Genomic DNA, 13615 nt, shown 5'->3' with positions numbered 1-13615 from the left:
CTTTACTTGCGACCTGTCGCAGAGTTCTACCTTTTTGCAGGCGGAAGTCCCTGAGCACATCGCCGATTTCCTGACGAACAAGAATCATCGGAACCTCCTTCTTTGGCCTGTCCACATACTCGAGAGCAACGGTTGGTGCATCTTCGGTCATTTTACGCCGCTTGGCGATTATGACAACACGAGACTATCGAGGAGGACTGGACTTTACTTGTTAATGTGCTCGATGTAACCCAGACGTAACATGATCTATTCCGGCGCTTCCCGGGCTAACAGCTCACGCACAGCCTCGATCGCTTTCGTGACCGTTTCGGCCCTGATCGCCGCACGATCACCCGTCAGCTGGAGCGGAATCGCCCACGCGCCGGTGCCCTTGGCCAAACCGATATACACCGTTCCTGCCTCATGTCCACCCTGCGGACCCGGACCGGCCACGCCCGTCGTCGACACGCCGATCGAGGCCCGGTCACCGTTGACGGCGAGAAGGTTCCGCACACCGATCGCCATGAGCTTGGCCACGTCCGGGTGCACCGGTCCGTGTACGTTGAGCACACTCGAATCAACGCCGAGCAGGGTCTTCTTGAGCTCGGTGTTGTAGGCCACCACGCCGCCGTTCACGACGACGGAGGCGCCGGGCACCCGAACGAGTTCGGCCACCAGCAGTCCACCCGTCAGCGACTCGGCAACGGCGATGGTGTAGTGAGCTGCGGTGAGTTCGGCGATCAGGTCGGCAGTCGGGTCCCCCTGTGGAGCCGCGTCAGGCACTCGTGCCCTTTTTGGAATTCTCGCGCCACGCTGACACGAGGTAGTCGATGCCCGACACGACCGTGAGCACGAAGGCGATCGACATGAGCACGGTGTTCACCCAGTGCATCGGCACATCGCCGAAGATGAGCCACAGGGGCAGGAGGGCCACGGAGATCGCCACGGACTGAGCCAGGGTCTTGAGCTTGCCGCCACGGCTTGCGGGGATCACGCGGTCCCGCAGCATGACGAAGCGGAAGACGGTGATGCCGACTTCACGCACCAGGATCACGATGGTGACCCACCACGGCAGCTCGCCGAGAATTGACAGGCAGACGAGAGCGCCGCCGGTGAGGACCTTGTCGGCGATCGGGTCGAGAAGCTTGCCCAGGTCCGTGACCAGGTTGTGCTTTCGTGCGATCGCGCCGTCGATGCCGTCCGTGGCGATGGCGATGATGAAGAGAACGGCGGCGGCCCAGCGCAGGGCACCATCCGCTCCCCCGTCGGCCAAGAGCATCCAGATGAAAAGCGGTGCCAGCAGAATGCGCACCACGGTGATGGCGTTGGGTACATTCCAGTTGCTGGGGCGAACGAGGGGATCGTGCGGTGACGCCATATGCTCAGTCCCTGTCGGTTAGATTCCAGGCATCTTCGTCTGCTGAGCTGCCCTCTACTTCAGGATACCCCTGTGACATTTTCTGTACGGGATCGTCAGCGTATCGCGGGTCGGGCAGCGTGTTACCGGGTGCCGCCGCCTGCTTCAGATGTTGCTCCTCGTCGGAACCGCGCAGGCGGGCGAGCACGCTCGGCAGTTGCTCGGCCGACACGAGCACGTCGCGGGCCTTGGACCCCTCCGAGGGACCGACGATCTCTCGGGACTCGAGCAGGTCCATCAGCCGTCCGGCCTTGGCGAAACCAACCCTCAGCTTGCGCTGCAACATCGAGGTCGATCCGAACTGCGTCGATACCACGAGTTCGGCCGCTGCGAGGAGAACCTCAAGGTCATCCCCGATATCGGAGTCGATCTCCTTGCGGGGTACGACCATCGCCACATCCGGTCGATAGTCCGGGCGGGCCTGATTGGTGACGTGCTTGACAACCTTCTCGATCTCGTCCTCGGTCACCCAAGCGCCCTGTACCCGGATCGCCTTGGAGGCTCCCATGGGCAGGAAGAGCGCGTCGCCCTGGCCGATGAGCTTGTCGGCTCCCGGCTGGTCGAGGATGACCCGAGAGTCCGTGACGCTCGTCACGGCGAAGGCCAGTCGCGACGGCACATTGGCCTTGATGAGGCCGGTCACCACGTCCACGCTGGGTCGCTGGGTCGCCAGCACGAGGTGAATTCCGGATGCTCGGGCGAGCTGGGTGATGCGCACGATCGAGTCCTCGACGTCACGCGGGGCGACCATCATCAGGTCGGCGAGCTCATCCACCACGACCAGGAGGTACGGGTAGGGCTTGAGCTTGCGCTCGCTCCCGACGGGCAGCACAATCTCGCCCCCGACGACGGCCTTGTTGAAGTCGTCGATGTGGCGGAAGCCGAAGCTGGCCAGGTCGTCGTAGCGCATGTCCATCTCTTTGACGACCCACTGCAGCGCTTCCGCGGCCTTTTTCGGGCTGGTGATGATGGGCGTGATGAGGTGGGGAACACCCGCGTAGGCCGCGAGTTCCACGCGCTTGGGGTCGATGAGCACCATTCGTACGTCACTCGGCTTCGAACGCATGAGCAGGCTGGTGATCATCGAGTTCACGAAGCTGGACTTACCGGAACCGGTCGAACCGGCGACGAGAAGGTGGGGCATCTTGGCCAGGTTCGCGAGCACGAATCCACCACCGACATCTTTGCCCACACCGATCGTCATGGGATGGGTGCTGTTGGTCGCCACCGGAGACCGCAGCACATCGCCGAGCGTGACGATCTCACGGTCGGTGTTGGGTATCTCGATGCCGATGGCGCTCTTGCCGGGAATCGGCGAGAGGATGCGCACCTCGTTCGACGCGACCGCGTAGGACAGGTTCTTGCTCAGGGCGGTCACCCGTTCGACCTTGACGCCGGGGCCGAGCTCGATCTCGTACTGGGTGACCGTAGGCCCGCGGGAAAAGCCGGTGACCTTCGCGTCCACTCCGAACTGGCGCAGCACCTCGGTGATCGATTTGACGATGACGTCGTTCGCGGCCGACCGCGCCTTGGCGGGCGGACCCGCGGTCAAAGTGGATGCCGAGGGCACGACGTAGGGGGCGGTCGATTCCGGCTCGCCCGGCGCCTGTGCCTCGTCGGGTTCCGATGCCGCTGCGGTGGCAGCTGCGGCAGCGGCGTAATCGGGAATGACCTCCGTGAGGCCGGCAGGGTCGTCGGAGTGCAGTCCCGTCGACACTTCCTTGGTCAGGTCGATCTCTCCCGTGAATCGCTTCACGGCACGTTCGGCCCGACGCAGGTCTTCCAGCACCTCTGTGCCGTAGTGGTCGTCCGGCGACGATGCCGCCGCGTTCTCGAGCGGTGTGTCAAACCCGCCGCGAGACGTGTCGCCGCCGAGCAGCACGCCAAGCGGGTCCGCGGTATGATCGTCGCCGGCCCCACCCTTCTCGGTGCTGACAGCGCTGCTGAAATCGGGGTCTTCCTCACGCTGGCTGGTATTGCGCCGCCACCAGGGCAGGGCAGCCGGATCCCCGTCGACGCCGTCGAGTTCGACCTGTTCGGTCTTGCCGATCCTCTCCGTCTTGGCCGTCTTGGCCGTCTTGCGTGACGAGGCGGTCGTGGTGGCGTCCTCCTCATCGGGAAGCTGGGCACCGAAGAGCCACGTGTAGAGCTCCCGAGACCGTGCGCCGATGCGGTTGGGCGGGGTCTTGGTGATGATGAAGAGACTCAGTATGAGAAGCAGGATCACCACGATCGACGCGCCGACCGCGGTCGTGAGCAGAATAAGAGGGGCCGCGATCATCCAGCCGATCACGCCACCGGACAGGGCGAGTACGTTCATGCCCGCACTCGGCTCGGGCTGCCCGCCGAAGATATGGCACAGACCCGACACGGACACAAGGAGCAGGGTCAGGCCAATGCCGATGCGGCCATTGTCGTGCACCGAGCTCGGCTTGCGGAAGAGCCATACGGCGAAGACCAGCATGATGACGGGCAGGGCGAAGGCGACGCGGCCGAAGAGCCCGCCGAACGTCCAGGCGTCCAGGTTCTGGGCCACGGCATTGTTGATCAGGAACCACTCCACGATGGCTCCGACGATGGCGAGCAGCACGAGGAAGAAAGGAAGGCCGTCGCGACGTTCGTCTTTGGACAGCTTTTCGGGGCCGAGCGCTCGCGCGGCACCGCCGGTGACGTGGGCCAGACCCATCCACATGCGTGCCGCCACACTCGGCTTGACCTCGGTCTCGGTGAACTTCACCGTCTTGGCGGTGGGCGTTTTGGCGGCAGGCTTGCGCGCCGGTGCTCCCCGCGCAGGGGTGCTGCGGGTTCGACCGGTCGATTTCGTGCTCGTTGCCATGGTTCCACGGTACCGCTGACCCGCCGGTTCCCGGTGAGCCCACGCCCATCGGGCATCCGGTTCGCCAGACAGATGCCCGCAGGGTCGAGGGAACGACACGCCGCCGCTTTGCCACCGCGCCGTCATCGGCGGGCACCCGCCCGATGGGCATCGTGGCCGGGTCCGGACGCCGCGGTGCCGCGCGGGTTGCGGGCCGTATTAGTAGCGGATGGCGTCGATCACCTTCACCCGCACGGCCACAAGGGCCGGCACCAGACCCGCAAGGGCTCCGACGACCGTGGCGCAGACCAGACCGAGGATCGCGGCCTCGACGGGGAAGGGCGGAAATTCGGTGACCTGCCCCTGTCCGATCAGACCCTCAAGCCACGGGTTCTTCACAATGAGCACCGCGGCGATCACGCCGACGAAGCCGGCAACGACCGTCGCGACCACGCTCTCCATCATCACGGCGAAGAACACCCGGCCGGCCGTCGCACCGAAACTCCGCCGGATGCCGATCTCTCGGATGCGCTGCTTGAGCGTGACGAGAGCGATATTGACGAGGCCGAGGGCCCCGAGAAGCAGCACCAGACCGGCGACTCCCCCGACCACGAGCTGGAGCGGAAGGTACGGATCCCCGTTGAAGCTCGCGTAGTCCTGCCGATTCATTTGGGCGTTCGCCCCACTCCCGAGGGCGGCCTGCACGTCACGCTGCACCGCCAGGGTGAGTTCGTCGGCGAGCTCGGGTGGCACCCACATCTCATACTGCGGCGCGGGACTGCCATAATTCATCGGGTCCTGGGGAGAGTCGACCGACAGCGCGGTGACGGTGTCGTACAGCAGATACATGGCCGGCGCGGTGTCCCACGTGGAAGACGGGTAAACGCCGGTGATCACGGCGGTGGTGTTCTGCGCTCCGACCAGCGTCGCCGTCGGGTGGTCGGCGAGGTCAGGGCGCCCAATGCGATCGTAGAACACGGAGTTCACGATCACGGCGGGAGCCAGCCGGAGCGCATCGCTCTGCGTGAACCAGTTTCCCTCGCTGAGCTGCATGCGGTGCATGGTGCCGTACGGCTGGTCGACGCCGAGAATGTTCACCGGCGCCGCACCGTCGGCGAACTGCACGGTCTTGCTGGAGTTCATCACGCGGGTCGCATAGGAGATCTGGTACCGGGCGAGCACGCTCGTCCAGGCCTCCTGCATGGCCGCCTCGGGCGGCGCCGTGCCGTCGTTCATCGAGGCGTAGAGGGACAGACTCGCCGGACGCCCGCTCTGGCGTTCGCTCTGCTCGATCTGGGCCTGCTGGGCGACGGCGCCGAGGCCGACAACCGTCGTGATCGCACACACGGCCACGGCCACTCCGATCAGCGACAGCATGACGCGGGTGCGGTGGATGCGCAGCTCTTGCCAAGCCTCCACAAACGAGCCCACGAGGCTCGTGACGAGGCCGTTCACGCGGCCACCGGAACGATCGGGGCCGCCTGCAGAACGCCGTGGTCGAGGCGCAGGTGCCGGGTGGCTCGCGCGGCGATGGCCGGGTCGTGCGTGATGGTGACCAGGGCCGCGCCCGAGGCGAGGGCCACCTCGTCGATCAGGTCCATCACCGCCGATCCGGTTTCCAGGTCGAGCGCTCCGGTGGGCTCGTCGGCAAGGATCAGCCGGGGGCCGCGCACAAGCGAGCGAGCGATCGCCACGCGCTGCTGTTCACCTCCCGAGAGGCGGTCGGGCATGGTGTCGAGCCGGTCGCCCAGACCCACCCGTTCGAGCATCTCGGCGGCGATCCGCGAACGCTGCCAGAACTGGCGGCCCTGCGCGTAGAGCAGGGGCGTCATCACGTTTTCGAGAGCCGTGCGTCCCTGCAGCAGGTTGAACTGCTGGAAGATGAAACCCACATGGCGGCCCCGAACCCGGTCGCGTTCGGCGCCCGAGAAGGACTGCACGGGACGCTCGTCGAAGAGCATGACACCGGTCGTGGGATTGTCCAGCAGCCCGAGCAGGTTGAGCAGAGTGGTCTTGCCCGATCCGGAACGACCGACGATCGACACCCGGTCCCCGTCGTCGACGTCGAGGTCCACGCCCGACAGGATGGTCAGCGGCGGGGCGTCGACCAGATCGACCGTGCGCGTCACCGCCTCGAGGTGCAGCAGCGTCACGGCGCGTACCCGCCGCCCATGCACATCACGCTGCCGTCCGGCTGGGTGGTGCAGCCATCGGGCGCGGGATCGACGGCTCCGGGCACGAATTCGTTCACCAGGTCACCCTCGGCCAGACCGTCAAGGATCTGCACGCTTGTGCCGTCAGTCATGCCGAGCGTTACGGGGCGTTCCTCCGTCGTGCCGTCCGGCAGTACCAGCCAGATCACGCCGTTCGCCGCCGAGCCCTTGACCGCCGTCGTCGGAACCACGAGCACGTTATCGGCCTGTCCGGCTGCGATCGTGATCGTCGCGGCCAGGCCGGAGAACACGACCACGTCGGCCGGGATCGCACAGGCCACCGTCGTGCCGCTTGCGGCGGGAGCACCGCACCGGCGGCGGGGTCGGCTGCCGCGCCGGCCAGCGGCGTGCTGACGGCCAGTCCGGTGCACGTGAACGGCGCCGGTCCGTTCGTGATCGTGACGGATGCCTCTGTCGGCCGGGTCTGCAGGCGATACTGCTGGTCGGGGCTGAGCGAACCGCTCACCGAGAAGCTCGGCGGAGCGACCTGCCCGGTAGCATCGCCCACCGTGACCGCTTGCCCATGGATCACCGTGAGCGAGCTCAGCAGGCCCGTGGCGGGGGCGAGCACCTTGGAGAACGTGACGACAGGTTTGGGCTGGGTCATGGTGACCTGACCGAGGGCATCCGTTGTCTCGACCGGATCCTTGATCGTCTCCACGCGAATGTCATAGATCTTGTCACCGGCGGTCACCGGGGCCCCCGCCGCCACGAACAGCTCATCGACCGTGCCGACAGCCGTTGCCTTGACCGGCAGGGCGGCATCCGCGCTCACCGTGGCGGTGAGCGTCACGTTGTTCGTGATGGTGCCGAGCGCGACCGGTACCTGCGGTTCGGTGATCTGGCCGGTGGGCTGGGTCGGATCTCCGCCCGCTTCGGCACCATCCGGGAAGAAGGCCAGCTTGACCAGCGCCACCGCGATCAGCGAGATCACCAGCAACCGCAGGATCGGAAATATCCATGTTCGCGCCAGTTTCACTGATTCCCCCGAATTCGCGCCGACCAGCCATGGCCGGCCGTTCCCACGATCGTAGCGGAAACCCTATTCCCCCGATGGGGGACATTCGGCCGCCGGTCAGGCCTCGATGACGAGCGGCACGATCATCGGCTGACGATGGAACGTGACATTCACCCAGCGGCCCACGACTCGGCGCACAATCTGGGACAGCGCGTGCATGTCCCGCACGTCGTTGACCGCGGCCTCGACCAGGGCCGCAACGATCAGGGGCTTCACCTCATCGAAGACCGATTCGTCTTCAGCGAAGCCCTTGGAGTGGATCTCCGGTCCCACGATGACGGCTCCGGTGGCGACCGCCACCACGACGATGACCGAGATGAAACCCTCCTGGGCGAGGATGCGTCGGTCCTTGATGTCGGCCTCGGTCAGTTCCCCGACCGTGGACCCATCGACGAACACATAGCCGATGTCAAGCTGGCCGACCTGGGTCACCCGACCGCTGCGAAGATCGAGCACGATGCCGTCTTCGGCCACGAACACGTTCTCGGCCGCCACACCGGTCTCGATGGCGAGCTCGGCGTTGGCGAACAGATGCCTCGGTTCACCGTGCACGGGGAGCACGTTCAGCGGTTTGACGATGTTGTACACGAACAGCAGCGACCCCGCAGCAGCGTGGCCCGAGACGTGCACGACGGCGTTTCCCTTGTGCACGACATGGGCACCCAGTTTGGTCAGCCCGTCGATGATGCGGTAGATCGCGCTCTCATTGCCCGGGATGAGGCCGGACGCCAGCAACACTGTGTCGCCGGGGCCAACCACGATCTCGTGCTCCCGGCTGACCATTCGGCTCAGCACGGCCATCGGCTCCCCCTGCGACCCCGTGGTCATGTAGACCATCTCGTTCTCCGGGATGCCGGCGGATTTCCGGAAATCCACGAGAACACCGTCCGGAGGGTGCAGATACCCGAGCCGCACGGCAATCCCCATGTTGCGCACCATGGAACGCCCGAGGAAAGCGACCCTCCGGTGGTTGTCGAACGCGGAATCCAACACCTGTTGCACCCGGTGCACGTGACTGGCAAAGCTCGCCACAATGACGCGGCGGGGAGCCCGACGGATCACGTCATCAAGCACGGGGCGAATGACGCGCTCGGACGCCGTGTACCCGGGCACATCCGCGTTCGTGGAGTCCACGATCAGCAGATCGACCCCTTCCTGTCCCAACCGCCCGAAGGCCGCAAGGTCGGTGACGCGTCCGTCCAATGGACGCTGGTCCAGTTTGAAGTCGCCCGTATGCAGGACCGTGCCACCCGGGGTCTTGATGGCCACCGCGAGGGAATCGGGAATGGAATGGTTCACGGCGATGAACTCGAGGTCGAACGGGCCGATCCGCTCGTGTCCGCCCTCGGCCACCTGAAGGGTGACCGGTACGATTCGATGCTCCTGGAGCTTCGCCTGCAGCAACGCGAGGGTGAGCCTCGACCCGATCAGGCGGATGTCCGCGCGCAAGCGCAGCAGATAGGGCACCGCCCCGATGTGGTCCTCGTGTCCGTGGGTCAGCACCACTCCGACGATGTCGTCGAGGCGCTCCCGGATCGGAGTGAAATCAGGCAGGATCAGATCAACGCCAGGCTGCCGGTCCTCGGGGAAGAGCACGCCGCAGTCGACGATGAGGATCTTGCCCTCGTACTCGAAGGAGGTCATGTTGCGGCCGATTTCGCCGACCCCGCCGAGCGGAATCACCCGCAGGGTTCCCGTCGGCAGGTCCGGTGGAGCAAAGACGATGGTGGCCATTGTCTCTCCTCACGTGCTGGGCCCGACGGCTACCGCGTGGTGCCGGCAACCTTGGGCAGCGAGCCACCGGCTGCCGCGTTCCGATCGGGGCGAAAGTTGCTGAAGTCTACCCCGGGAATGTTCTTCACGTGGTCCAGTTCCGCCTCGATCTGCGCGGCCTCGGATTCTTCCGGGCCGACGAGGGGCAGGCGCACGCGCGGGCTGCCGATCCGGCGCAGACCATGCAGGATGTACTTGACCGCGACGGTGCCGGGCACGTGCGTCATGACGGCACGCACCAGCGGCTCCAGCTGCATGTGCGCGGCGGTCGCCGAGGCCAGGTCGCCCGCATTGACCGCGTCGACCATCTGGCGATAGGGCGTGGCGGTGATGTTTGCCGTGACACCGATGAGTCCGGTGGCACCGATCGACAGGTGCGGCAGAACGTTGGCGTCGTCGCCGGAGAAGTACAGCAGGTCGGTTTGGTTGAGCACGCGGCTGACCTGCGCGAAGTCACCCTTGGCATCCTTGACCGCGAGGATATTGGGGTGCTTGGCCGCGCGGAGGATGGTCTCGTAGTTGATCGGAACGCCGGTGCGTCCGGGAATGTCGTAGAGGATGACGGGCAGATCCGTGGCGTCCGCGATCATGCGGAAATGCGTGAGGATGCCGGCCTGGGTCGGCTTGTTGTAGTACGGCGTGACGATCATGTTGCCGTCGGCGCCGGCCTTTTCGCTCTGCCGGGCGAGCTGCATGGCGTGCGCGGTCTCGTTGGATCCGCCGCCGGTGATGATCTTGGCGCGACCGGCGGCCACGGACTTGCCGACCTCGACGAGCCGGATCTTTTCCGGGTCGGTCAAGGTGCTGGTTTCGCCGGTGGTCCCGGTGACGACGATGCCGTCCGCGCCGGCGTTGATCACATCATCGATGTGCTTCTCCACCCCGGCCCAGTCCACTTCGCCGTCGAACGTGAAAGGGGTGACGAGGGCGACTAGCACCTGGCCAAAGGGATTCGTAGGAGAGCTCACGACATACAGGTTATCGCCTACGCGTTCCCACGGGCTCTCCATGAATCCAGGTTACGGCGCGACGCGGCCGTTCTTGTTGAACGCGGCGTAGGTGAGCGGCATGAGCTCGGCGAAGTGAGTCTCCATCTGCTCGGCGCACATTTCGATCTCGCGCTGCGGGAATGACGGGAACACAGACCCCTCGCGCTTGGTGCGCAGGCTCAGGAAGTTCATCAGCGACCGGGCGTTGAGCGTGACGTACATCGACGAGTAAATGTTGAGCGGAAGCACGATGCGCGCGACCTCGCGGGCGACGCCGGCCTCCAACATGCGCTGGTACGCCTCGTAGGCGTGCACGGCCGCGGCGCGGGTCTGCTGCTCCACGAGCGCGGTCTGTTCGGCCGTGCCGGGCAGAAAGTCATACGCGCCGGCCTTGCCCACCTGCACGAGGTTGCGGTCGCTGTTGGGAACGTAGAACACCGGGTTGAGCTCGCGGTAGCGCCCCGATTCCTCGTTGTAGGACGCGATCCGGTGCCGCATGAATTCCCGGAACACGAAGATGGGAGCGCGCACGTAGAACGTCATCGAGTTGTGCTCGAACGGCGATCCGTGTCGGTCGCGCATCAGGTAATTGATGAGCCCGGTGCTGCGCTTCTCGTCGGCTTCGGTCTCCGCTCCGTCCAGCTGACTGGTTTCGAGGGTCTGTTCCCCGAGGGTGGATACGCGGGCAGCAAACAACACGTCGGAATCGTGGGCACTCGAGCGCACGAGCTCAACGGTCATTTCGGAACGGAATTCGATTTCAGGCACGGACTGAATTGTAGTCGGGCAATTCGGGTACGGCTACGTAACGTGTCGTCACAGTGCGACGAATCCGAGGTTGCCGACGTAAAGTTGCCGCCATGGATCCTCTTGTCGCCGCCGCCCTGCTCATGGGCCTCGTCGCTGTCGCGACCGCACTCGGTCTGGTCTGGCGCAGCCGTCAGGGCCGTGTTTCGCTGGTCACCGGCGACGTGATCACCGCAACGGATGTCGCGAGCGACGTCTCGTTCGGCACCCACGCGACCCTCGTGCAGTTCTCCACCCAGTGGTGCGCCCGGTGCCCGGGAACCGGACGCCTGCTCTCCCGCGCGGCCGGCGAACGCCCGGGCGTGGTGCACCTCGATGTGGATGTCTCCCACCGCGCCGATCTCGCCAGCCGTTTTTCGATCATGCAGACGCCGACCACCCTCATACTCGACGCCAGCGGCCGCGTTCGCGCCCGGGTCGGCGGGGTACCGACCCCCGCCGACATTCACCGCCACCTCGACGAGCTCACGGGCAGCCTTGTCTGAGCGTGCGGCGCGGCCGGACATCGATCCTCGCGGACCGCGCTTTGGTGCGGCCATTACGGCGACCCTGCTCCTGACGACGGTTTTCCTTGCCCTCGTCGGGGCGCCCAGTGCCGCACTCGGGCTGCTGATCGCGATCACCGCGCTCTTCGCGTGGGGCGCTCTTTTCGGGGCGGGACGTCACCCGTACGGCCTGCTGTTCAAGACGTTCGTTCGCCCGCGTCTCGCGCCGCCGCTCGAGCTGGAGAAAGCGGCACCGCCCACGTTCGCCCAAGCCGTGGGACTCGCCGTCACCCTGGTCGGCGTGGTTCTGGGCCTCCTCGGAGTGCCGGAAGCCGTGGGAATTGCCGCGGCTGTCGCCTTCGTGGCCGCGTTCCTCAACGCCGTTTTCGACTACTGCCTTGGGTGCCAGATCTACCTGCTTGTGGTGCGCGCGCGGCCCGCTCGCGTGTAGGGGTTTCCCAGACAAGACGTGTGCGGCCCTGTGAATCGACGGATAGGGTGGAACTCCACCTTCAGGAGGTAACACCATGACCACGACGCTCACGAGTGAAGCAACCACCGTCTGGACCGGCACCCTGGCAGCCGGGAACGGCACTGTCACGCTCGACTCCTCGCACACCGCCGAGTTCTCGGTGAACTGGAAGGCGCGCTCCGAAGGCGTCGCGAACACGACCAACCCGGAGGAACTCCTCGGGGCGGCCCACGCCTCCTGTTACTCTATGGCCCTCGCCAACGCGCTCACCACCGCGGGGCACGTTCCCACGAGCATCCAGACCACCGCGGCGGTGACCTTTGCCGCGGGCAAGGGCGTCATCGGCAGTCACCTGCTTGTCAGCGCCAAGATCCCCGGTGTCACCGAAGAGGAATTCCAGGCCTTCGCCCAGGACGCCAAGGTCAACTGCCCCATATCGAAGGCCCTCACCGGCATTCCGATCACGATCGAAGCCGAACTGGCCTAGCCGCTCATGAGGGTGCTGATATCGGGAGCGTCCGGCCTGATCGGCAGCGAGCTGTCGCTGCAGCTCGGAGTCGCCGGCCATGACGTCGTTCGTCTCGTTCGCCGGGCGCCGACCGGCCCGGACGAAATTCGCTGGGATCCGGCGAAACTGTCCCTCGACCCGGCCGCGCTCGACGGGGTCGACGCTGTCGTCAACCTGTCGGGGGCGTCGCTGGCCCGCCTGCCCTGGACTGCGAAGTATCGTCAGGAAATCCTGCGCTCTCGCATTCAGGCAACGCGCACCCTGACCAACGCCATGCGCGAGGCCCCCACCCCGCCGGCCATTCTGCTCAACGGTTCCGCCGTGGGCGTGTACGGAAACCGGCCCGGTGAACGCCTCGACGAGACCGCGCTCCCCGGCTCGGATTTTCTCGTCGACGTCGTCGTGGCGTGGGAACGTGAAGCGGCCCTCGCCCCTGATTCGACCCGCGTTGTGATGCTGCGCACGGGACTCGTGCTGGCCAAGGGCGGTGCGCTCAAGCCGCTACTGCCCATCACGAAGCTGGGCCTGTCCGGTCCGCTGGGCACCGGACGGCAGCACTGGGCGTGGGTGAGCCTGCACGACGAGGCGGCCGCCATCGTGCACCTGCTGACGTCACAACTGTCTGGGCCGGTCAACCTGGTCGGTCCTACTCCCGCTACCGCGAACGCGATTATGCGCCTGCTCGCCACCGCCCTGCACCGCCCGTTCAAGATTCCGGTACCGGAAAAGGTGCTCACGCTCCTGCTGCAGGACGCCGCCCGCCAGCTGTTGCTGGCGGACCAGAACGCGAGTCCGGCGAAGTTGCTCCAGGACGGGTTCGTGTTCACGCATCCGACGCCGGCCACCGCGATCGACTGGATGCTCCGCCAGCCGTAGCGACCACCCTCCCGCCGCTCGTGGCAAGGCGACCCTCCCGCCGGTCGAGGCGCGACGAAGGAGCGACCGAGACCCCGCAAGCCAACGCTCACACCCGACACGACAGCACCCCACCAGGCCTCGATCGCTCGTTCCTCGCGCCTCGACCAGCGACTCACGACCGGTGGTTCCGGCTAGTGCGGGGCGCGCTCGAGCGCTATGGCCGTGCGGATGGAGCGACGGGCGCGCTTGCGGTCGCCGGAGGCGTCGTAGGCGAAACCGAG

At 66.1% G+C, this 13615-nt stretch carries 14 protein-coding genes and 1 pseudogene; 4 read left to right on the top strand and 11 right to left on the bottom strand.

Annotation, left to right across the window (positions count from 1 at the left end):
* The 11 genes and pseudogenes from JF66_RS24320 to thyX form a co-directional block, all read right to left on the bottom strand.
* Positions 1-88: pseudogene (locus tag JF66_RS24320) on the bottom strand (transcriptional regulator); the annotation flags it as partial.
* Positions 89-246: 158 nt separating this feature from the next.
* Positions 247-762 carry a CinA family protein gene (locus tag JF66_RS10180; RefSeq protein WP_035877557.1) on the bottom strand — a complete coding sequence of 172 codons (516 nt, stop codon included), beginning with the start codon at positions 760-762 and terminating at the stop codon, positions 247-249.
* Positions 755-1357 (bottom strand): CDP-diacylglycerol--glycerol-3-phosphate 3-phosphatidyltransferase, encoded by a 603-nt coding sequence (pgsA, locus tag JF66_RS10175; RefSeq protein ID WP_051973389.1) that lies wholly within the window; start codon positions 1355-1357, stop codon positions 755-757. Before pgsA ends, JF66_RS10180 begins: the two co-directional genes overlap by 8 nt.
* Before the next feature lie 4 nt (positions 1358-1361).
* Positions 1362-4232 (bottom strand): DNA translocase FtsK, encoded by a 2871-nt coding sequence (locus JF66_RS10170; protein ID WP_035877555.1) that lies wholly within the window; start codon positions 4230-4232, stop codon positions 1362-1364.
* A 198-nt stretch (positions 4233-4430) separates the two neighbouring features.
* On the bottom strand, positions 4431-5666 hold the full coding sequence (locus tag JF66_RS10165) for an ABC transporter permease (RefSeq protein WP_035877552.1): 1236 nt from the start codon (positions 5664-5666) through the stop codon (positions 4431-4433).
* On the bottom strand, positions 5663-6364 hold the full coding sequence (locus JF66_RS10160; RefSeq protein ID WP_035877550.1) for an ABC transporter ATP-binding protein: 702 nt from the start codon (positions 6362-6364) through the stop codon (positions 5663-5665). The genes JF66_RS10165 and JF66_RS10160 overlap by 4 nt, the downstream gene beginning before the upstream one ends.
* On the bottom strand, positions 6361-6615 hold the full coding sequence (locus JF66_RS24315; RefSeq protein WP_231556371.1) for a hypothetical protein: 255 nt from the start codon (positions 6613-6615) through the stop codon (positions 6361-6363). The genes JF66_RS10160 and JF66_RS24315 overlap by 4 nt, the downstream gene beginning before the upstream one ends.
* Positions 6570-7403 (bottom strand): hypothetical protein, encoded by an 834-nt coding sequence (locus tag JF66_RS10155; RefSeq protein ID WP_231556370.1) that lies wholly within the window; start codon positions 7401-7403, stop codon positions 6570-6572. The genes JF66_RS24315 and JF66_RS10155 overlap by 46 nt, the downstream gene beginning before the upstream one ends.
* A 96-nt stretch (positions 7404-7499) precedes the next feature.
* Entirely contained in the window at positions 7500-9176 is a 1677-nt protein-coding gene (locus tag JF66_RS10150) for a ribonuclease J (RefSeq protein ID WP_035877547.1), read from the bottom strand.
* Positions 9177-9205: 29 nt separating this feature from the next.
* Positions 9206-10225, bottom strand: coding sequence for a 4-hydroxy-tetrahydrodipicolinate synthase (gene dapA, locus JF66_RS10145; RefSeq protein WP_369797994.1), 1020 nt, complete (start codon positions 10223-10225; stop codon positions 9206-9208).
* A 9-nt stretch (positions 10226-10234) separates the two neighbouring features.
* Positions 10235-10945 (bottom strand): FAD-dependent thymidylate synthase, encoded by a 711-nt coding sequence (gene thyX / locus JF66_RS10140; RefSeq protein ID WP_051973386.1) that lies wholly within the window; start codon positions 10943-10945, stop codon positions 10235-10237.
* Between the two features lie 119 nt (positions 10946-11064).
* On the opposite strand from thyX, the gene JF66_RS10135 reads away from it, so the two are divergent.
* The 4 genes from JF66_RS10135 to JF66_RS10120 all read left to right on the top strand — a co-directional run bounded on the left by JF66_RS10135 (position 11065) and on the right by JF66_RS10120 (position 13352).
* Positions 11065-11496 (top strand): thioredoxin family protein, encoded by a 432-nt coding sequence (locus JF66_RS10135; protein WP_035877545.1) that lies wholly within the window; start codon positions 11065-11067, stop codon positions 11494-11496.
* Complete coding sequence (locus JF66_RS10130; RefSeq protein ID WP_035877544.1) at positions 11489-11947, top strand: DUF4395 domain-containing protein; 459 nt, start codon at positions 11489-11491, stop codon at positions 11945-11947. Before JF66_RS10135 ends, JF66_RS10130 begins: the two co-directional genes overlap by 8 nt.
* Before the next feature lie 76 nt (positions 11948-12023).
* Positions 12024-12455: an OsmC family peroxiredoxin gene (locus JF66_RS10125; protein ID WP_035877543.1), complete on the top strand. Its 432-nt coding sequence runs from the start codon at positions 12024-12026 to the stop codon at positions 12453-12455.
* Between the two features lie 6 nt (positions 12456-12461).
* Positions 12462-13352: a TIGR01777 family oxidoreductase gene (locus tag JF66_RS10120; RefSeq protein ID WP_035877540.1), complete on the top strand. Its 891-nt coding sequence runs from the start codon at positions 12462-12464 to the stop codon at positions 13350-13352.
* Positions 13353-13615: the final 263 nt, after the last annotated feature.

This window comes from Cryobacterium sp. MLB-32 (assembly GCF_000738085.1).
GTDB lineage: Bacteria > Actinomycetota > Actinomycetes > Actinomycetales > Microbacteriaceae > Cryobacterium.
The sequence above is the reverse complement of the archived record's forward strand: the minus strand, read 5'-3'. Positions and strand labels throughout refer to the sequence as shown.

Excerpts from the sequence above, each read along its gene's own strand:
- pgsA (WP_051973389.1), bottom strand. The coding sequence starts at position 1,357 with ATGGCGTCACCGCACGATCCCCTCGTTCGCCCCAGCAACTGGAATGTA.
- JF66_RS10170 (WP_035877555.1), bottom strand. The coding sequence starts at position 4,232 with ATGGCAACGAGCACGAAATCGACCGGTCGAACCCGCAGCACCCCTGCG.
- JF66_RS10150 (WP_035877547.1), bottom strand. The coding sequence starts at position 9,176 with ATGGCCACCATCGTCTTTGCTCCACCGGACCTGCCGACGGGAACCCTG.
- dapA (WP_369797994.1), bottom strand. The coding sequence starts at position 10,225 with ATGGAGAGCCCGTGGGAACGCGTAGGCGATAACCTGTATGTCGTGAGC.
- thyX (WP_051973386.1), bottom strand. The coding sequence starts at position 10,945 with ATGACCGTTGAGCTCGTGCGCTCGAGTGCCCACGATTCCGACGTGTTG.
- JF66_RS10135 (WP_035877545.1), top strand. The coding sequence starts at position 11,065 with ATGGATCCTCTTGTCGCCGCCGCCCTGCTCATGGGCCTCGTCGCTGTC.
- JF66_RS10125 (WP_035877543.1), top strand. The coding sequence starts at position 12,024 with ATGACCACGACGCTCACGAGTGAAGCAACCACCGTCTGGACCGGCACC.
- JF66_RS10120 (WP_035877540.1), top strand. The coding sequence starts at position 12,462 with ATGAGGGTGCTGATATCGGGAGCGTCCGGCCTGATCGGCAGCGAGCTG.